General features: G+C 66.7%; 14 protein-coding genes and 3 rRNA genes. 2 read left to right on the top strand and 15 right to left on the bottom strand.

Going from position 1 to position 19,854, the window contains the following annotated elements; translation table 11 throughout:
- Positions 1–7: 7 nt before the first annotated feature.
- The 6 genes from recN to EVS81_RS06470 form a co-directional block, all read right to left on the bottom strand.
- Positions 8–1,696 (bottom strand): DNA repair protein RecN, encoded by a 1,689-nt coding sequence (gene recN / locus EVS81_RS06440; RefSeq protein ID WP_130109655.1) that lies wholly within the window; start codon positions 1,694–1,696, stop codon positions 8–10.
- Positions 1,693–2,625 carry an NAD kinase gene (locus EVS81_RS06445; RefSeq protein ID WP_130109656.1) on the bottom strand — a complete coding sequence of 311 codons (933 nt, stop codon included), beginning with the start codon at positions 2,623–2,625 and terminating at the stop codon, positions 1,693–1,695. Before EVS81_RS06445 ends, recN begins: the two co-directional genes overlap by 4 nt.
- Positions 2,622–3,434, bottom strand: coding sequence for a TlyA family RNA methyltransferase (locus EVS81_RS06450; protein WP_420813278.1), 813 nt, complete (start codon positions 3,432–3,434; stop codon positions 2,622–2,624). The genes EVS81_RS06445 and EVS81_RS06450 overlap by 4 nt, the downstream gene beginning before the upstream one ends.
- 103 nt (positions 3,435–3,537) lie before the next feature.
- On the bottom strand, positions 3,538–3,864 hold the full coding sequence (locus tag EVS81_RS16065; protein ID WP_240740009.1) for a hypothetical protein: 327 nt from the start codon (positions 3,862–3,864) through the stop codon (positions 3,538–3,540).
- A 37-nt stretch (positions 3,865–3,901) separates the two neighbouring features.
- A complete protein-coding gene (locus EVS81_RS06465) occupies positions 3,902–4,945 on the bottom strand; it encodes an HAD-IIA family hydrolase (protein WP_130109659.1) in 1,044 nt (347 codons plus the stop codon).
- Positions 4,945–5,877, bottom strand: coding sequence for a tetratricopeptide repeat protein (locus EVS81_RS06470; protein WP_240740010.1), 933 nt, complete (start codon positions 5,875–5,877; stop codon positions 4,945–4,947). The genes EVS81_RS06465 and EVS81_RS06470 overlap by 1 nt, the downstream gene beginning before the upstream one ends.
- Positions 5,878–5,886: 9 nt before the next feature.
- Here EVS81_RS06470 and EVS81_RS06475 point away from each other — a divergent pair, with 9 nt between their 5' ends.
- Complete coding sequence (locus EVS81_RS06475) at positions 5,887–6,477, top strand: hypothetical protein (RefSeq protein ID WP_130109660.1); 591 nt, start codon at positions 5,887–5,889, stop codon at positions 6,475–6,477.
- Between the two features lie 187 nt (positions 6,478–6,664).
- Here the strand turns inward: EVS81_RS06475 and rrf are convergent.
- The 6 genes from rrf to speB all read right to left on the bottom strand — a co-directional run bounded on the left by rrf (position 6,665) and on the right by speB (position 16,132).
- Positions 6,665–6,781, bottom strand: a 5S ribosomal RNA gene (gene rrf / locus EVS81_RS06480).
- A gap of 167 nt (positions 6,782–6,948) precedes the next feature.
- Positions 6,949–10,053: ribosomal RNA gene (locus tag EVS81_RS06485) — 23S ribosomal RNA — on the bottom strand.
- Between the two features lie 472 nt (positions 10,054–10,525).
- Positions 10,526–12,052: ribosomal RNA gene (locus EVS81_RS06490) — 16S ribosomal RNA — on the bottom strand.
- The 16S, 23S and 5S rRNA genes sit together here, the layout of an rRNA operon.
- A gap of 1,074 nt (positions 12,053–13,126) precedes the next feature.
- Positions 13,127–14,551 carry a purine-cytosine permease family protein gene (locus EVS81_RS06495; RefSeq protein WP_130109661.1) on the bottom strand — a complete coding sequence of 475 codons (1,425 nt, stop codon included), beginning with the start codon at positions 14,549–14,551 and terminating at the stop codon, positions 13,127–13,129.
- Positions 14,548–15,057, bottom strand: a complete 510-nt coding sequence (locus EVS81_RS06500) for a YybH family protein (RefSeq protein WP_130109662.1) — start codon at positions 15,055–15,057, stop codon at positions 14,548–14,550. The genes EVS81_RS06495 and EVS81_RS06500 overlap by 4 nt, the downstream gene beginning before the upstream one ends.
- Positions 15,058–15,184: 127 nt before the next feature.
- Entirely contained in the window at positions 15,185–16,132 is a 948-nt protein-coding gene (speB, locus tag EVS81_RS06505) for an agmatinase (RefSeq protein WP_130109663.1), read from the bottom strand.
- Positions 16,133–16,281: 149 nt separating this feature from the next.
- Between speB and EVS81_RS06510 the strand changes: the two genes are divergently transcribed.
- Positions 16,282–16,863: a helix-turn-helix domain-containing protein gene (locus EVS81_RS06510; RefSeq protein WP_130109664.1), complete on the top strand. Its 582-nt coding sequence runs from the start codon at positions 16,282–16,284 to the stop codon at positions 16,861–16,863.
- Between the two features lie 144 nt (positions 16,864–17,007).
- On the opposite strand, the gene EVS81_RS06515 is transcribed toward EVS81_RS06510, so the two are convergent.
- Genes EVS81_RS06515 through EVS81_RS15770 form a run of 3 tightly spaced genes read right to left on the bottom strand, consistent with a single transcriptional unit; the run spans position 17,008 to position 19,816 of the window.
- A complete protein-coding gene (locus tag EVS81_RS06515) occupies positions 17,008–18,162 on the bottom strand; it encodes an alcohol dehydrogenase catalytic domain-containing protein (protein WP_130109665.1) in 1,155 nt (384 codons plus the stop codon).
- Between the two features lie 2 nt (positions 18,163–18,164).
- Complete coding sequence (locus EVS81_RS06520) at positions 18,165–19,649, bottom strand: purine-cytosine permease family protein (RefSeq protein WP_240740011.1); 1,485 nt, start codon at positions 19,647–19,649, stop codon at positions 18,165–18,167.
- A complete protein-coding gene (locus EVS81_RS15770) occupies positions 19,646–19,816 on the bottom strand; it encodes a hypothetical protein (protein WP_165384198.1) in 171 nt (56 codons plus the stop codon). Before EVS81_RS15770 ends, EVS81_RS06520 begins: the two co-directional genes overlap by 4 nt.
- Between the last annotated feature and the right edge of the window lie 38 nt (positions 19,817–19,854).

Below are 19,854 nucleotides of genomic sequence, written 5' to 3' on the forward strand. Positions count from 1 at the left end.
GAGACATTCACGCGTCGCGCAGCGCCAGCAGCTCTGCGGCGTGTTCGAGCGCGCTCCCCGAGTCGCTCAGGCCGGAGAGCAGCCGGGCCATCTCGGCCAGACGTTCTTCGCCGTCGAGGCGGCGGCAGCTGCTCTCGGTGAACCCCCCCGAGGAGTCCTTGACCACCTGCAGGTGGTTGTTGGCGAAGGCCGCCACCTGCGCGAGGTGGGTGACCACGATCACCTGCGAGGTGCGCGCGAGGCGCGCGAGCCGACGGCCGATCTCGATCGCGGCGGCTCCGCCCACGCCCGCGTCGACCTCGTCGAACACGAAGGTGGGCACCGGGTCCGCCCCGGCCAGCACCACCTCGAGCGCCAGCATGACGCGGGACAGCTCGCCGCCCGAGGCACTCTTGGCGATGGGGCGCGGCGACGCGCCGGGATGCGGGCTCAGCAGCAGCTGCACCTCGTCCCCGCCCGACGCGCCGAGCGTCTCGAGCGGCGCCACGCGCGCGACGAACTCCGCATCCGGCAGGGCGAGCTGACGCAGCTCGACCGTGACGAGCTCGGAGAGCCTCGTCGCCGCCTCGCCGCGCAGCTCCGTGAGCCGGTCCGCGAGCGCGCGCTCGCGCGCCCCGGTCGACTCCAGGCGCTCGGTCAGCTCGTCGATGCGGCCGTCATCGCCGTCGATCTCGGCGAGGCGCCGCGAGGCGCCGGCCGCGTACTCGACCACCTCGCCCGAATCGGCGCCGTACACCCGGAACAGCGCGTTCAGCGCCGCGAGCCGCTCGTTCGCGCTCACGAGCTCGCCGGGCCCCTCCTGGTCGAGGTCGGAGGCATAGGCTGCGAGTTCGCGCGCCGCGTCGGCCACCTGGAAGCTCACACCGCGCAGTGTCTCGAGCACGGCGGCGAGGCGCCGGTCGTGATCGGCCACCCGCTCGATCTCTCGCACGGCCTCGTCGACGAGGCCGCCGGCGTCTCGGGCCATCGGATCGTCCGAGTCGCTCGCGAGCGCCTCGTGCGCGGTCTGGGTCGCCGAGCGCAGCGCCTCGACGTTGCTCAGCAGCTCGATGCGCTGGGCGAGATCCGCCTCCTCGCCCGGCTGCGGATCGACCCCGGAGATCTCCTCCAGCTCCCCGCGCAGTCGCGCGGCCTCCGCCGCCCGCTCGTCGCGCGCGCCCGACAGCTCCGAGACCCGCTCGGTCAGCTCCTGCCGCTCGCGATGCGCAGCGCGGTACTCGCGCAGCACTTCCGCGAGCGCTTCCCCGCCGAAGCGATCGATCGTGTCGCGCTGCGCCGCGAGCGACTTCAGCCGCAGCTGCTCCGACTGCCCGTGCACCGCGAACAGCCGCTCGGCGAGACGCCCGAGCGATCCGACGGGCGCACCGGCGCCGCCCACGCTCGCCCGGCTGCGCCCCTCGGCGCTGACCGTGCGGCTCAGCACCAGCTCGCCCTCCTCGACGTCGCCGCCGAGATCGTCGACCAGCTCCGCAACGGCCGGGTCGTCGACCCGCACCACCCCGCCCACGCGCGCCTGCCCGGCACCTGCGCGCACGGCCCCGGCGTCGCTGCGCTCTCCCATGAGCAGGCCGAGCGCGCTCACGACCATGGTCTTGCCCGCGCCGGTCTCACCGGTGATCGCGGTGAACCCCGGGCCGAGCGGCAGCGTCGCGTCGGCGATGACCCCGAGATCCCGGATCCGCAGCTCCTCGATCACGCGTGCTCCTCCCCCTCGCGCCGCGGACCGCGCCACCCGGAGACGGGAAGATGGAACTTGCGCACGAGACGGTCGGAGAAGACGCCCTCGTTGAGTCGCGCCAGTCGCACCGAGTGCTCGGATCGGCACACCTCCACGACCGAACCGGCCGGCAGCTCGGTGCGGCGGCGCCCGTCGCACCACATCACACCCGGACCGATGTTCTCGGGGAGGATGCGCACGCTGAGCACCGAGTCGGTCCCGGTCACCAGCGGACGGTCGAACAGCGCGTGCGCCGCGATCGGCACCACCAGCATCGCCTGCACGCTCGGCCACACGACGGGACCGCCGGCGGAGAAGGCGTACGCCGTCGACCCCGTGGGGGTGGCGAGCACCACTCCGTCGCAGGCGAAGGCCGAGACCGGCAGGCCGTCGACGCCGATCTCGACCTCGAGCATGCGCCGGCGCTTCTCGACACTCGCCTCGTTGAGCGCCCAGGTGTCGGCGATCACCTCTCCGTCGCAGGTGGCGCGCACATCGAGCGTCAGGCGCTCCTCGACGGTGTAGTCGCGCCGCAGCACCCGATCGATCGTGGACGCGAGGTCGTAGCTCTCCATCTCGGCGAGGAAGCCGACGTGGCCCAGGTTGACTCCGACGATGGGGCACTCGGAACCGCGCAGCAGTTCCGCGGCGCGCAGGATCGTCCCGTCACCGCCGAGCACGATGGCGACCTCGAGCTGATCGACCCGCACATCGCGTCCGAGCTGCGCGATCTGCTCGATCTCGATGTGCGGGGCGAACTCCTCGCGATCCTGCGCGTCGAGCACCGGAACCACCCCGGCCCGATGCAGGGCCGACACCGCCTCGACCGTGGCCGAGACCGCCTCGTCGCGGTGCGTGTGCGAGACGATCAGGATGCGGCGCACGGCGCCGTCCTGCGTGGTGGTCATGCTGCTCCCTCCGTCCGTGCACCCGACCGGGCGGGCAGTTTGCGGGGCGCGCAGAGGCGCGCGATCCGATCCTCCCATTCTGTCGGATCGGGCGCCGCCCCGCCCGCGCGTTCTCCCCGCGCGAAGTGGGCGAGAAACTCCCGGTTGCCGCTGCCTCCGGTGATGGGCGACGCGGCGAGTCCGTGCGCGGCGAACCCGTGCTCGCGCGCGGAGCGCAGCACGATGCGGATCGCCTCGGCCCACTGGGCGGGATCGGTCACCACTCCGTCGCGCACACGGCCCACCTCGAACTGCGGTTTGACGAGCAGCACGAGCTCGGCGTCGGGCGCCGCGGTGCGCGCGATGGCCGGCAGCACAAGCGAGAGCGAGATGAACGAGAGATCCGCGACGACCAGGTCGGGCCGCTCGACGATTCCGGTCTCGGATGCGAGGCCCTCGGGAGTCAGATCCCGCGCATTGCACCCCTCGACGAGGCGCACGCGCGGGTCGTCGCGCAGCTCGACGGCGAACTGGTCGCGACCCACATCGATCGCCAGCACGGCGGACGCGCCGCGCTCGAGCAGCACCTGGGTGAAGCCGCCCGTCGACGCACCGACGTCGAGGGCGATCCTGCCGGCCGGGTCGACCCCGAAGCGGTCGAGACCCTCGAGCAACTTCGCGGCGGCGCGGCTGACGTAGTGATCGGCCGCGGTGACCTCGATGCGGGATCCCGGCTCCACGCGCATCCCGGCCTTCGCCGCGGGAGCGCCGTCGAGCCGCACCCCGCCGCTCGCGATGAGCTCGGCGGCGCGGCTGCGGGATCGGGCCAGGCCGAGCTGCGGGAGAACGCGGTCGAGGCGTTCGGCCGCTCCCGTCCAGACGGATGCGCGGAGCCCGTCCGCCTGCGCGGATTCCGCGGAGCCGCTGCGCGCGTCAGACGCCACCGTGGTCGCTCCGCTGCAGCTCTGCCAAGAGCTCGTCGTGCACCTGCTCGAAGCCGGCCGCGCGCTGCGGCAGGGGCTGCGCCTCGATGAGCCCGATCCGGTCGAGCAGGCCGTCCTCGTCGCCGCGCGCGTGAGACGTGGCGGTGGTCTCGGACCCTCCGCTCGGAACCGGCACGACCGCCTCCGGGGCGGTCGCCGCCGGTGCTGCAGCCGGCTGAGCAGCCGACTCAGCAGCCGGCTCAACAGCCGGCTCAGCCGCCAACTCAGCAGCCGGCTGAGCAGCCGGCTCAGCCGCGCGATCCTCGATTCCGCTCATGGGACCAGCCTATCCGGCGCCCCCGACACCGGGCGGCTCAGAAGCGCCAGTGATCCTCGTACAGGATCTCGGGCACCCGCAGCCCATAGATCGCCAGCCCCGAGGCCCAGATCGCCGCGCACCCGGCGCGCAGCAGGTCGAGCGGCGAGTCCCCCTCCGCGACCACCCGGGCGATGTGCCCGTCCATGCGCACCCGTGCGGTCCCGACCCGCATCGTCCCGTCCTTCAGCTGCTCCGTCACGGGATACGGTTCGTGCAGTTCCGCGAGCGACGCGACGATGTAGTCCGGGCGCATGTCCTGCGACGCGGCGACGAGCTGCTTGGGCCGATCGACGCCCGTGAGCACGTGCAGCGACGGGATCGCCGCGGCCCGAGCGCCCTTGATGTCGGTGTCGAGCCGATCGCCGATCATGAGCGCGTTTCTCGTGCCGAAGCGCTCGAACGCGGCGTCGAAGATGGGCGTCTCCGGTTTGCCGGCGAAGACGGGCAGTCGCTGCACCGCGGTGTGGACCGCGGAGACGAGCGTCCCGTTGCCCGGGGCGAGCCCCCGTTCGACGGGAATCGTCCAGTCGGTGTTCGTGGCGATCCAGGGCAGCGGATCGCGCCCCGGCTGCTCGGCGAGCGCGAACGCCGCCTCGGCGAGGTGCTCCCAGCCCACGTGCGGAGCGAAGCCCTGCACCACCGCGGCGGGATCGTCGGAGGCGCTGCGCGTCACCGCGAAGCCTGCCTTGCCGAGTTCGTCGACCAGCCCGTCGCCGCCCACCACGAGCACGCGGGATCCCGCCGGTACCGTGCGCGCGAGCAGCGCGACCGCCGCCTGCGGGGAGGTCACGACGTCGCTCGGGCGCGCCCGCAGACCGAGCTCCCGCAGATGCTCCGCGACGGCCGTGTCGGTGCGCGAGGCGTTGTTGGTGACGTAGGCGAGCTGCGCCGACTCGCTCGCGCGGTTCAGCTGCTCGATCGCGCCCGGGATCGCCCCCGGCCCGCGATAGACGACGCCGTCGAGATCCGCGAGCAGCAGCTCGCGCCCTGAGACGGGGGCGGGACCGAGTTCCGAGGCTCTCCTGCCGAACAGGCCCATTAGGCGCCCGCTCCGGTGCCGCGATTCTCGGGATCGTCGACGATACCTGCTTCCGCCAGCAGCTCGTCGACCTCCGCCGCGATCTCGTCCTCGATGCCGGGCGCCTCGACCGTCCGGTCCGATCCGACCGCTGACGCCGTCTGATCGCCTGCTCCTGCGAGGGTATCCTGCTCGGAGTGCTCCGGCTCTGCGCTCTCCTGCTCGTCGGAGAGCTCCGCACCAGAGGACGCGTCGTCGGCCGGGTCCTCGTGGGCGGGCTCCTCGTGCGATTCGTGGATCTCGAAGACCTCGAGCTCGTCGAGCGCACCGAGATGCGCCTGCAGCGCAGACGCCGCGCGGTCGGCGTGCTGCAGCCACGTCCGAGCCTCGGCATCCCGGCCGAGATCCTCGAGCACTGTGGCGTACGCCGCGAAGAGATCCGGGCTCCAGGAGAACGCCTTCCGAGGGTTCAGTTCCGGGATCTCGAGCTCGTAGAGCGCCTGCTGCGTCTGCCCGAGGTCGAGACGAGCGCCCGACATCGCGATGGCGAGGTGCACCCGCTGCTCCGCATCCAGCCGGCTCGTGTCGACGCCGAGACCGGTCTCGATCGCCTTCTCCGGGCGGCCGAGGCCGCGCTCGCAATCCACCATGAGGGCGACGTGCCCGTCCTGTCCGCTCAAGCGGCGGTAGGTGCGCAGTTCGCGCAGCGCGAGTGCGAAGTCGCCCGAACGATACGCCGTGATCGCCAGGGTCTCGCGCGTCACGGGAATGCGGCCGGCCCGCCGGCTGGCGGAGAGGGCGTGCTGGTGCGCGAGGTTCACGTCGTCGTCGATCAGCAGCGCGACCATCGCCAGGTGCCGCGCTACGCGATCCTGGATGTCAGCCTGCAGCGTTTTCAGCTCGTTGCGCGCAGCGGGGTGGAGGTCCTTCGCCTGCACGTCGTCGGGAATCACCGGATCCTGATGATCCGCGCGAACGGGACGCAGCTCGTGCTGCAGGCGCTCGGCCTCCGTGTACTGACGCTCGCGTCCGCCGCGATCGCTGCGCCCTCCGCCGCGCGTACCGCCCCGACCGTACGATTGCCGGTCGTCGCGGCGAGGGCGGTCGAACCCGCGCTCGCCCCCATGGCGCTCGCCTTCGCGGCGCGGGCGACGGTCATCGCGGTCACCGGCATCGCGGCGCGGGCGGCGATCGTCCCGGCTCCCGTAGTCGCGACGCGAGGCGCGGTCATCGCCCGCGCGGCGGGGACGACTATTATCCCGGTCCCCGTACTCACGACGCGGGCCTCGCTCGTCGCGGTCGCCGTACTCGCGACGCGGACGGCGATCATCGCCCTCGCGACGCGGACGGCGATCATCGCGGTCGCCGTACTCACGGCGCGGCTTCCGCTCGTCGCGGTCGCCGTACTCACGGCGCGGCTTCCGCTCGTCGCGCCCACCCGTGCCGCGGTAGCCACCCTCGGCTCCTCGCCGGTTGTGATCGCCCTGCTGGCGGGGCCGGCCCGTTGCGCCGTCCCGGCGCTCGTCGCGCCCCCGGTCGCCCTGCGGCCGTGATGATCCGGAGCGACGCGAACCGTCGTGCTTCTTCCGAGGACCGCGATCCGCGGATTCGTCCCGCTGGGGTCGATCGTTCATGGGTCCTCCCGGAGTACGCTATTGAGCTATTCGAGTCTACAAACGAGAAGAGGGCCGTACGGTGAGCGCCAGCTCTGGCGTTCACTGTACGGCCCTCTGAAAGGGTGTCCGGCGGTGTCCTACTCTCCCACGAGGTCCCCCTCGCAGTACCATTGGCGCTGTCAGTCTTAGCTTCCGGGTTCGGAATGTGTCCGGGCGTTTCCCTGACGCTATGGCCGCCGTAACTCTATCAACATGTGGCACACCGTCCCCTGGGGGTGTTGCGTGTTCAGGGGGTGGGTGTGGGCCGTCTGTTGGGAACCACAAAGTGGACGCGATACATCGTTACGATTTGCTTTGGTGCTTATTTCTCACGCACACACGCGACCGGGGTCGTGGTGTGGTGGGATGTAAGTCAAGTTGTCGGCTTATTAGTACCAGTCAGCTCCACACGTTGCCGTGCTTCCACATCTGGCCTATCAACCCAGTCATCTACTGGGAGCCTCACACCCGCTAAGGGGTAGGGAGATCTCATCTCGAGGCCGGCTTCCCGCTTAGATGCTTTCAGCGGTTATCCATCCCGAACGTAGCCAACCAGCCATGCCCTTGGCAGAACAACTGGCACACCAGAGGTCCGTCCAACCCGGTCCTCTCGTACTAGGGTCAGATCCTCTCAAATCTCCAACGCGCGCAGAGGATAGGGACCGAACTGTCTCACGACGTTCTAAACCCAGCTCGCGTACCGCTTTAATGGGCGAACAGCCCAACCCTTGGGACCAACTCCAGCCCCAGGATGCGACGAGCCGACATCGAGGTGCCAAACCATGCCGTCGATATGGACTCTTGGGCAAGATCAGCCTGTTATCCCCGAGGTACCTTTTATCCGTTGAGCGACAGCGCTTCCACAAGCCACTGCCGGATCACTAGTCCCGACTTTCGTCCCTGCTCGACCTGTCAGTCTCACAGTCAAGCTCCCTTGTGCACTTACACTCGCCACCTGATTGCCAACCAGGTTGAGGGAACCTTTGGGCGCCTCCGTTACTTTTTGGGAGGCAACCGCCCCAGTTAAACTACCCACCAGGCACTGTCCCAGAACCCGATCAGGGTCCGTAGTTAGATATCCAATATGACCAGAGTGGTATTTCAACAATGACTCCACCCGAACTAGCGTCCGAGCTTCACAGTCTCCCACCTATCCTACACAAGCCACACCGAACACCAATACCAAGCTGTAGTAAAGGTCACGGGGTCTTTCCGTCCTTCTGCGCGTAACGAGCATCTTTACTCGTACTGCAATTTCGCCGAGTTCACGGTGGAGACAGCTGGGAAGTCGTTACGCCATTCGTGCAGGTCGGAACTTACCCGACAAGGAATTTCGCTACCTTAGGATGGTTATAGTTACCACCGCCGTTTACTGGGGCTTAAATTCAAAGCTTCGACCGAAGTCTAACCTCTCCTCTTAACCTTCCAGCACCGGGCAGGCGTCAGTCCGTATACGTCCACTTGCGTGTTGGCACGGACCTGTGTTTTTAGTAAACAGTCGCTTCCCACTGGTCTCTGCGGCCACCACACCCTTTCCGGAGTAAATCCGTATAAGTGGATGGCCCCCCTTCTCCCGAAGTTACGGGGGCATTTTGCCGAGTTCCTTCACCATGATTATCTCGATCTCCTGAGTATTCTCTACCTGACCACCTGAGTCGGTTTGGGGTACGGGCAACAGCAAACCTCACGTCGATGCTTTTCTCGGCAGCATAGGATCACCAGCTTCCCCATACGGGTCCGCATCGTATCTCACCCTTCACGTCACGATCTCTTAAAAAGTGACAGGCTACATACTTACACCGGGACAACCATCGCCCGGCACTGGCTACCTTCCTGCGTCACACCTCACGCTCACCACCCCAGTTCGGGTTCACAGCCGCCACCCGGCTTCACCCGAAGGATCCACCAAGTCTTGGTTTGTTTAGCACTACTGGTTAGGTCTTTGACGGTTTACCGCCGGTACGGGAATATCAACCCGTTGTCCATCGACTACGCCTGTCGGCCTCGCCTTAGGTCCCGACTTACCCAGGGCAGATTAGCTTGACCCTGGAACCCTTGGTCTTCCGGAGGACGGGTTTCTCACCCGTCTTTCGCTACTCATGCCTGCATTCTCACTCGTGTGGCATCCACGACTGGATCACTCCGCCGCTTCACTCGCCACACGACGCTCTCCTACCCATCCATACGGCTGGACCACGAAGGCCTACCTGTTATATGAATGCCGCAACTTCGGTGGTGTGCTTGAGCCCCGTTACATTGTCGGCGCGGAATCACTTGACCAGTGAGCTATTACGCACTCTTTCAAGGGTGGCTGCTTCTAAGCCAACCTCCTGGTTGTCACAGCAACTCCACATCCTTTTCCACTTAGCACACGCTTAGGGACCTTAGTTGGCGATCTGGGTTGTTTCCCTCTCGACAATGAAGCTTATCCCCCACTGTCTCACTGCTGCGCTCTCACTTACCGGCATTCGGAGTTTAGCTGACGTCAGTAACCTTGTAGGGCCCATCGGCCATCCAGTAGCTCTACCTCCGGCAAGAAACACGCAACGCTGCACCTAAATGCATTTCGGAGAGAACCAGCTATCACGAAGTTTGATTGGCCTTTCACCCCTATCCACAGCTCATCCCCTCAGTTTTCAACCTAAGTGGGTTCGGCCCTCCACGACGTCTTACCGTCGCTTCAGCCTGGCCATGGATAGATCACTTCGCTTCGGGTCTAGGACATGCGACTGAATCGCCCTATTCAGACTCGCTTTCGCTACGGCTACCCCACACGGGTTAACCTCGCCACATATCGCTAACTCGCAGGCTCATTCTTCAAAAGGCACGCCGTCACCAGTACAAGCTGGCTCCGACGGATTGTAAGCAAACGGTTTCAGGTACTCTTTCACTCCCCTCCCGGGGTACTTTTCACCTTTCCCTCACGGTACTAGTCCGCTATCGGTCATCTGGGAGTATTTAGGCTTATCAGGTGGTCCTGACAGATTCACACGGGATTTCTCGGGCCCCGTGCTACTTGGGATACACACCACGCAGTGCCACCATTTCGGATACGGGACTCTCACCCACTCCGGTCCGCCGTTCCAAGCGGTTCTCCTATAGCTACACATTCACGTCGAAGACTCAGCAGCGTCTTCCGGCATGTCCCACAACCCCGACCATGCAACCCCTGCCAGGTATCACACACGATCGGTTTAGCCTCATCCGGGTTCGCTCGCCACTACTACCGGAATCACATGTTGTTTTCTCTTCCTGTGGGTACTGAGATGTTTCACTTCCCCACGTTCCCTCTACCCGCCCTATATATTCAGGCGGGAGTCACCAGGTACGCACGCGCCCTGGCGGGGTTTCCCCATTCGGAAATCCTCGAATCACAGCCCGTTTATCGGCTCCCCGAGGCTTATCGCAGATTACTACGTCCTTCTTCGGCTCCAGATGCCAAGGCATCCACCGTTTGCTCTTTGAAACTTGAAATCACATAAGCAATCAATTAGAACACGCACCCACCCGATCATCCCGAAAGAATCACAGACGATGCGCGACCAATGAAATTAAAGTAAATCAGCCACCATCAACCACACCCCCCGCAAACGGGAAGCGCGCTCAACGCTGGCTAAGATGCTCGCGTCCACTGTGTAGTTCTCAACGTACGGCCGATCCCGCAATCAACGAACAACACGTTCCGTGACCGCGGGTCAGAAGTCTCAGTCCACCCACCCACAAAGGGCGAGCCGGCTGGTCCTCCAGGACCCAATAGTATGCACCCGACGCAACACCCCGAACCGCGCATGCCCGTTCCAACCACTCCCGAAGAAGCGGCGTACTGAAACCCACACGATCAAAGCATTGCTTGTTGTCATATGTTCCACCCATGAGCGACTCGCAACGAACATTCGCCGTTGTTCGAGTCAATCTACGGAACCCGAAAGTTCCGAGTGCTCCTTAGAAAGGAGGTGATCCAGCCGCACCTTCCGGTACGGCTACCTTGTTACGACTTAGTCCTAATCACCAGTCCCACCTTCGACAGCTCCCTCCACAAGGGTTAGGCCACCGGCTTCGGGTGTTACCGACTTTCATGACTTGACGGGCGGTGTGTACAAGGCCCGGGAACGTATTCACCGCAGCGTTGCTGATCTGCGATTACTAGCGACTCCGACTTCATGGGGTCGAGTTGCAGACCCCAATCCGAACTGAGACCGGCTTTTTGGGATTCGCTCCACCTTACGGTATCGCAGCCCTTTGTACCGGCCATTGTAGCATGCGTGAAGCCCAAGACATAAGGGGCATGATGATTTGACGTCATCCCCACCTTCCTCCGTGTTGACCACGGCAGTATCCCATGAGTTCCCGGCATAACCCGCTGGCAACATAGGACGAGGGTTGCGCTCGTTGCCGGACTTAACCGAACATCTCACGACACGAGCTGACGACAACCATGCACCACCTGTATAGAAGTGTCCAAAGAGTCCTGCATCTCTGCAGTGTTCTTCTACATGTCAAGCCTTGGTAAGGTTCTTCGCGTTGCATCGAATTAATCCGCATGCTCCGCCGCTTGTGCGGGCCCCCGTCAATTCCTTTGAGTTTTAGCCTTGCGGCCGTACTCCCCAGGCGGGGAACTTAATGCGTTAGCTACGACACAGAACCCGTGGAACAGGCCCTACATCTAGTTCCCAACGTTTACGGCATGGACTACCAGGGTATCTAATCCTGTTCGCTCCCCATGCTTTCGCTCCTCAGCGTCAGTTACGGCCCAGAGATCTGCCTTCGCCATCGGTGTTCCTCCTGATATCTGCGCATTCCACCGCTACACCAGGAATTCCAATCTCCCCTACCGCACTCTAGCTTGCCCGTACCCACTGCAGGCCCGAGGTTGAGCCTCGGGTTTTCACAGCAGACGCGACAAGCCGCCTACGAGCTCTTTACGCCCAATAATTCCGGACAACGCTTGCACCCTACGTATTACCGCGGCTGCTGGCACGTAGTTAGCCGGTGCTTTTTCTCCAGGTACCGTCACTTTCGCTTCTTCCCTGACAAAAGAGGTTTACAACCCGAAGGCCGTCATCCCTCACGCGGCGTTGCTGCATCAGGCTTGCGCCCATTGTGCAATATTCCCCACTGCTGCCTCCCGTAGGAGTCTGGGCCGTGTCTCAGTCCCAGTGTGGCCGGTCACCCTCTCAGGCCGGCTACCCGTCGTCGCCATGGTGAGCCATTACCTCACCATCAAGCTGATAGGCCGCGAGTCCATCCCGAACCGATAAATCTTTCCACCTGCACACCATGCGGTGACAGGACATATCCAGTATTAGACGCCGTTTCCAGCGCTTATCCCAGAGTTCGGGGCAGGTTACTCACGTGTTACTCACCCGTTCGCCACTCATCCACCCAGAGCAAGCTCCAAGCTTCAGCGTTCGACTTGCATGTGTTAAGCACGCCGCCAGCGTTCGTCCTGAGCCAGGATCAAACTCTCCGTAAAAAACAAAAGCGAACACAACCCGGGAAAAACGGGCCATGACGCGAGTTTGACCTGACAACAAAAACCAACCAGACAACCCCAAAAAAGGAGCCGCGCTGACGATTCTTCGTTATCCAAAAAGGAATCACCAACACCAACCAGAAAACCAGTCGATGCCGGGGATTAAATAAATTGGCATATGACAATCAAGTGCACACTATTGAGTTCTCAAAGACCAGACACCACCCGTCACCCCCACCAACCGGCAAGAAAGCTCCGAACAGCAACCTGTCTAGCTTAGCACATGTTCTGTGCTCGCTGCGCATTCAAAAGAACCGGACCGCTTCTGCTGCCCGGCTTCGTTGCGCTGACAAGGGAATACATTACGCGGAACCAGGGGGTGCCGCAATACGGGGCGGGATCCCGGGCGTGTCTCCGCATGATTCCGCCGATTCACCCTCCGGACACCCGTCGGCCATCCGGCCTCCGACCGCGGCGAAACGGCCCGGAATCGGGGGCTCTGGTTCGAAAACGTGGAATCCCGGGCGCGCCGTGCGCGCCCCAGAGGACCGGCGGATGCCCCCGCTCGCCGGCGTCCGACGATCTCCGCCGGCCGGGCCGTTGACCAGGCCGCCGCACGCTCACGCCGCGCCGTGCTCAGTGACAATGCGACGGAGATCCCGATTTCGGTCGCTAGCTCCTCCAGAGAGCGGCAGAAATCGGGATCTCGGTCTCGACGCGATGTGCTGTGATCCTCACGTGCCCGGTGCCCCCACTGCAGACCAGCCCGTCCCGCACCCTTGACGACCGGTAGCCCGCCGGCGCACCACGCCGCCACCCCGCCACCCCTCCACGCCGCCACCCCTCCACTCTGCCGGCCCACCACGCCGCCAGCCCTCCACCCGGCATCCCTCCACCCGGCATCCCTCCACCCGGCATCCCTCCAGCGCGCCACCCCGCCATCCATCACCCCGCTCTCCACCCCGGCAGCGCGCCCACGCCCCGAATAGCAGCGCCGCCCCGGCTCCTCCTGTGCGGGAGGAACCGGGGCGGCGAAGCGACTCGAAACGCCGGGTCGAGCCGAACGGAGGACGATCAGCCGCCCACGCGCAGCGCCGAGGTAGTGTCGGCACCATCGAGGAGGTGGCCCACCGGCTGGGCGTCGCGCGGATCGCGCAAGCCGAGCGCCCCGTTGCGACCGAGCAGCAGCATCAGCCCGAGGTAGAGCAGGAAGCTCACCGCGAATGCGGGGATGTTGGCGCCCACCGGGCTCGGCAGGACGTACGCGAGGACGTATGAGAGGACGGCGCCGAGGATCCACACGAAGACCGCTACCCAGTTGAAGCCGCCCGCGTACCAGTACCGGCTCTCGGACCGCTCGTGCAGGATCTGCCTGGAGTAGCCGCGACGCTTCAGGAGGTAGTAGTCGGCGATCATGATCGCGAACACCGGCACGAAGAACGCGCTGATCACGAAGAGGAAGTCGGTGAACTGGTTCAGCAGCCCGAGGAAGGTGGAGCCGATCACCGAGATCACGCCGAGCACGAGGGCAGTCGGCAAGAACCTGAGGTGCCACCTCGACTGGGCATTGACCACGGAGGTGACCATGCCGAAGACGACCATCGTGTTCGTCGCCATCACCGACAGGAAGATCGCGATGCCCAGCGGCCAGCCGAACTCGGCGACGATGACCGACGGGTCGAACGGTACGGCCTCGTGCCCCCGCAGCAGCACGACGCTGAAGGCGACGAGGCCGAGGAACATCGAGATGCAGGTCGACAGCGTGTACCCGATGCCGGCGCCGACGATGCCGGCAGTGCTGCTCTTCGCGTGCCGGTTCATGTCGGCCGAGAGCACCGTCCAGGAGATAGCGGTGGCGATCACCATGTCGAGCGTGATGAACGGGGTGCCGCCCAGCGTCGGGTCCACCGGGATCGCCGCAAAGTCCGCCGGGCTGAACGCCCCGAACGCCGCAGCGAAGACGAAGCCCATGACGACGAGGATCACGAGCGCGAGCCACGGCTCGACCCGGGAGATGCCGGTGTGACCGAAGATTGCGAGCACCACCACGATCGCCTGGCAGAGCGCGGAGAAGAGCATCGGATTCGAGAAGCCCGTGGCCTGCGCGACCAGGTAGTTGATCGTCACTCCGGCGAGCATCGCCTGCACCCAGCTCCACCCCATGAGGATGATGAGGTTCGCGGCCGCTGGGATCAGGCTGCCCCGGATGCCGAAGGATCCGCGTGTCAGCGCCATCGTCGGCAGACCCGTGCGAGTGCCCATGTTGCCGACCAGGACGAGCACGATGACACCGACGACGGTGCCGAGCACGATCATCACGGTGGCGGTGCCGAAGGAGACTCCGGGCGTGAAGAGCGTACCGGTCAGGAGCGTCGTGACGACGAGGTTGGCGGCCAACCAGATCATGCCGATGCGCAGCAGCGACTGGGTGCCGCGGACCGGACCGGCGGAGTCGTCGTGACCGTCGAGGTTGACGGCCATGGTTTCGGGACTGCTCATGATGCATCCTCCGATTCAGCGGGCGCGGGCGCGGCGGCAGCGGGCGCGGCGGCAGCGGGCGCGGCGGCAGCAGGCGCGGCGGCAGCAGGCGCGGCGGCAGCAGGCGCAACAGGATCCGGGACCGGCGAGAGGTGCTCGTGGATCGCGACGAGGCGGCCCGACTCGTCGACGCTGAACACGATGCTCTCGCGCTCGACGTAGGAGTCCGGCCCCGCCGCGGAGTCGATGCTCGTGGCGACGGTGTGGCTGAACACCGCGCCACCCGGGAAGACCTGGACCAGACGATCGCTCGATTCGCAGGACGTCACCCGCCAGCCGGCTCCGAGCCAGTCGGCCCAGAGGGCCTCGTAGTCGGCGCGGGAGTTCAGGCGTGCTGCTTCGGGGTGGAACACGAACGCGGCGTCGTCGGAGAAGCCCGCGAAGTAGGCCTCCGTGTCGGTCGCCGCGAAGGCTTGGATGATGGCGTCGGCCGCGGCGAGAACCGCGCCCTCGTTCGGGGTGTGCATAAGAACACTTCCTTGGATTCGTGGGGCGGGTGTTCGAAGGCGGGCCGGATCGAGCCGCGACGGGTGTCGAACCCGCTGCGCTCTACTCGACCGGCGGCCGCTCGGCCGCCGGTCGAGCGGCCCTGACTCAGTCCCGCGCGGCCATCGCGGTGATCAGCTCGTACACGACGTGGCTCGCGGCCACCGCGGTGATCTGCGCGTGATCGTAGGCCGGGGCGACCTCGACCACATCGGCGCCGACGATGTTGAGATCGGCGAGGCCGCGCAGGATTCGCAGCAGCTCGCGGCTCGTGAGCCCGCCCGCCTCCGGCGTACCCGTTCCCGGCGCGTGCGAGGGATCGAGCACATCGATGTCGATCGAGATGTAGAGCGGCTTGTCGCCGACGCGGGCGCGGATGCGATCGAGCGCGGCCGGCACGCCGTGCTCCTCCACGAACTCGGTCGTCACGATCTGGAAGCCGAGCATGGCGTCGTCCTCGAGATCCTGCTTGCCGTACAGCGGGCCGCGGATGCCGCCGTGCATCGACGCGGTCATGTCGATGAGCCCCTCTTCGGATGCCCGGCGGAACGGGGTGCCGTGCGTGGTGGGCGCGCCGAAGTAGGTATCCCACGTGTCGAGATGCGCGTCGAAGTGCAGCACCGCAACGGGGCCGTGCTTCTTGTTGATGGCACGCAGCAACGGCAGCGCGATGGTGTGGTCGCCGCCGATCGTCACGATCTTGTCGACTTTCTCGCCCAGCTCGGTCGCCGCGTCCTCCACGGCCTTCACCGCTTCGTCGAGGCTGAAGGGGTTGGCCGAGACGTCGCCGGCGTCGACGACCTGCTTGAGCGCGAACGGCGATGCGTCCTGGGCCGGGTTGTAGGGGCGCAGCAGGCGCGACGCCTCGCGCACGTGGGCGGGGCCGAAGCGGGCGCCGGGCCGGAAGCTCACCCCGCTGTCGAACGGGACACCGACGACCGCGATATCGGCCTCCGGGACGTCCTCGATCCTGGGCAGCTTGGCGAAGGTCGCGATCCCCGCGTACCGAGGCGTGAGGCTCGCATCGACCGGGCCCTGCGGAGTGTGAGAAGTCACGGTCCCATCCTTTCTAGGTTGCCTTATAGTAAACAAGTGAGCTCTAAGAGTGAACTCGCACACACTATAGGCTGGATCCCGCATCGCGGTCAACGCCGCCGCGGCGCGATCTGCGACTCCCGCGCCCCGCGCGGAGAAAGGCGGCGAACGTGCGGCCCGTCCACCCCACCGCCGGCGGCGAACCGGTGCGGATCGGCGCTCAGCTGCGCTCGTCCCGCCTCGCCCAGGGCCTCACGCTCGAACAGCTCGCGGGGGCGACCGGTCTCACCAAAGGCTTTCTGAGCCGCATCGAGCGCGACGAGACCATGCCAAGCGTGCCGACCCTCGTGCAGATCTGCCAGTCCCTGTCGCTCGCCATCGGCAGCCTCTTCGCCGAGCCCGACATCCAGCGAATCGCGCTGCCCGAGGCGCCCCGCATCAACATGGGCGGCACCGGCGCCGACGAGCGTCTCATCACGCCCCGCACGGAGGACCGCGTGCAGGTGCTGCGATCCTCGCTCGCCCCGCACGCGGACGGCGGCAGCGCGCTCTACACCGTGAACTGCAGCGTGGAGTCGCTGCACGTGATATCGGGCGAGCTCGAGCTGGTGTTCGCGGACCGCCGGATGGCGCTCGGCGAGGGCGACACCGTCACCTTCCCCGGCCGCACGCCGCACACCTGGCACACCGGCGCCGCCGGCGCCGAGGCCGTGTGGGTGCTCGTCCCTGCGGCCTGGAGCGGATCCAACTGACGCACTCGCGGGCGAGCCCGCACCGTCGCACTTGAGGGCGACCGCCCGTACCGTCGCACACGGCGGACGGCGCGCACCGTCGCGCGCGGCGGAGTCCCCGCGCACCCCGGGGGCGACGAGGCCAGGCACCCGCCGCCTCCGCGGCTACGGCGTGCCGTGCACCTCGGCGTTCGCGGGCAGATCCTCCGCGCCGAACACGATGACGCTGCGCGTGCGCTCGCCCCGGCGCATCGCATCGAACGCCTCGTTCACCTCGTCGAGCGGCACCCGCGCGCTGATCAGCCCGTCGAGCGGCAGCGCGCCGGAGAGGTAGGCTTGCGCGATCCGCGGGAAGTCGCGCGCCGGCACCAGCCCGCCGTAGTTCGAGCCGATGATCGTCTTGCCCTCGTAGGCGAGCAGGAGCCCGTCGATCTCCAGCTTCCGGCCCTCAGGGGGCAGACCCACGAAGACGGCGCGCCCGCCGGGCCGGATGAGCGATGGGAGCTGCTCCATCGTCTCCACGCGCCCGATCGCCTCGAACGCCGCGTCGGCGCCGCCGCCGGTCAGTTCCGCGACCCGCACGGCGAGATCCTCCCCGCCCGGGATCGCGTGCGTGGCCCCCGCGAGCTCGGCCTCGGCGAGCCGCGCCTCGGAGACGTCGACCGCGATGATCGGCGTCGCACCGGCGAGTCGGAGCGCGGCGATGATCGAGAGCCCGACACCGCCGGCGCCCACCACGACCGCCGACTCTCCCGCGACGACCCGGGCGTTGTTGACCACGGCGCCGTAGCCGGTGCCGACCGAGCACCCGATCAGGCTGGCGACGGCGAAGGGCACGCGCGGATCGATGCGGATCGCCGCGGACTCCGGCACCACGACGGCCTCGCTCATGGCGCCGACGGCGAGGTAGGGATAGGCCGCCTCGTCGGCGGCGTCGCGCCACCGGGTCGTGCCGTCGGGCAGCAGTGAGTCGTTGGATCGGGCGTGCCGGCACGCCCAGGGCTTGCCGCTCGTGCACTCGCCGCAGCGCTGGCAGGCCTGGTGCCACGCGATGATCACGTGGTCGCCGATCCCGAGCCCGCGCACCCCGGGGCCGACGGCGTCGACCACCCCGGCGGCCTCGTGCCCCATCACGGCGGGCAGCGGCACGTGCCACTCCCCCTCGAGCACGTGCCGGTCAGAGCCGCAGACCCCCGCGGCCCGCACCCGCACCCGCACCTCGCCGTGCGCGGGCGCGTCGAGCCGCAGCGTCTCGACACCCAGCCGGTTTCCGTCGTCGCCGCGGAAGACCGCGGCACGCACCTCGATGGACTGCTGCATGATCAGCGCCTCCCGGCGGCCGCGAAGGTATCCGGCGCTCCGTACCCGCCGCGGCCGCGGCGCACGTACAGCAGGTGGTTCAGCACGAGATAGCAGACGATCGCGATCGCGACCGTCGGCACGGATGCGGTGCCGTACTGGAAGAACGGCTGCGTCTCGAGCGTGATCGGGTTGTACGCCCAGAGGTAGAAGACGGACGCGACGGCCACCGCGACGAGGGCTGCGATGTTCACCCCTCCCGTGAAGCGCAGCGGATCCTGCGCGCCCGTGGCGTAGAGCGCGCGCAGCGGCAGACGCTGCCGGCGCACGATGAAGTAGTCGGCGATGATGACCCCGCAGATCGCGGCGATGAACGCGCCCGAGACCACCACGAAGGTCATGAACTTCTCGTACATGAACCCGGGGAAGAAGCTCAGCACGGCCGGCAGCACGAGGAACGCCCCGCACAGCACGGGCCACCGCAACCGGGCGAGCGCACGGCCGCTCGACTGCTTCAGCGCCAGGACCGTCGAGTAGGCGATGGACGCCATGCTCGTCACGTTCGCGAATCCGACGAAGAGCAGCGTGAGCACGCCGAGGATCGGCCCACCGAGCGGCACCATCCAGGCGGTCGGATCCGCCTCGCCGATCATGAGCGCAGCCGCCATGCCGACGATCTGCGCGACCACCGTGCCGACGAAGATTCCGCCGTAGGCCGGCCACAGCGCGGCCTTCGGCCTGCGCGTGAGCCGCGACAGCGTACCCATCACCGGCCACCAGGAGAGCCCCGCCCCGAGGTTGAACTCGACCGCCATCATGAAGTTGAGCTGTTCGTTCTCGAACGGCGCCATCGCCGGCGCATCGAGCAGGTCGGCCCAGGAGTGCTGCGACATGAGCAGCACCATCATCAGCACCACGATCACGAGGAGGCCGGGTGCGACGAAGCGGTTGAGCCGGCTGATCGTCACGGGGCCGCGCGAGAGCACGACCCAGCCGCCCACGATGGCGACGAGCGCGAACACGGTCACGAGCGGCCCGAAGGAATCGAGCCCGGTCCCGAACGCCTGGTTCGAGATCTCGGTGAAGGCCCGCCCGAACATCACGCCCAGCAGCGACGTCCAGCCCATCTCGACGAGGAGCACGACCGTGAAGACGATGATCCCGACGCCCACCACACCGAAGACCGACTTCAGCGCGCGATACTGTTCCACCCCGAGCCGCTGGCTCAGCACGACGCTGCCGAGCGCCATGATCGCGAGACCGATGCTGTTGCCGATGAGCATGGCGGCGATGCCCTCGACGAAGCCGACGAGCAGCACGGTTGCACCACCGGTGAGAAATGCCCATGTCGCGATCGCGAGGCTGATCGTGACCCAGCTGAAGTCGCCCGCTCCCCACACCCGCTCGCGCTTCAGCAGCGGCAGGGCGCCGTAGGTGGCCTCTGCAGCAACGGCCTGCTCGACGCGGAGCGCCTGGGTCTCGGTGAGCTCCCGCTCCGTCCCGTTCACAGCAGCACCCCGAGCCATGCCACGAGAGCGATTCCCACGACCACCGACAGGAACGCGGCGAGGCTGCGGCCGCTCAGTGCGGCGTGCGCCGGATCCGAGGCTTCGACGCTCTCGATCTCGGACAGGCGCCGCTCGAGCTCGTCCTCGAGTGAAGTATGGGTAGTCATGTGCGGACAAACCTCCTTGTGCATCCGATCCGCCACTG

The sequence above is a fragment of the Leucobacter triazinivorans genome, from assembly GCF_004208635.1.
Classification (GTDB): domain Bacteria; phylum Actinomycetota; class Actinomycetes; order Actinomycetales; family Microbacteriaceae; genus Leucobacter; species Leucobacter triazinivorans.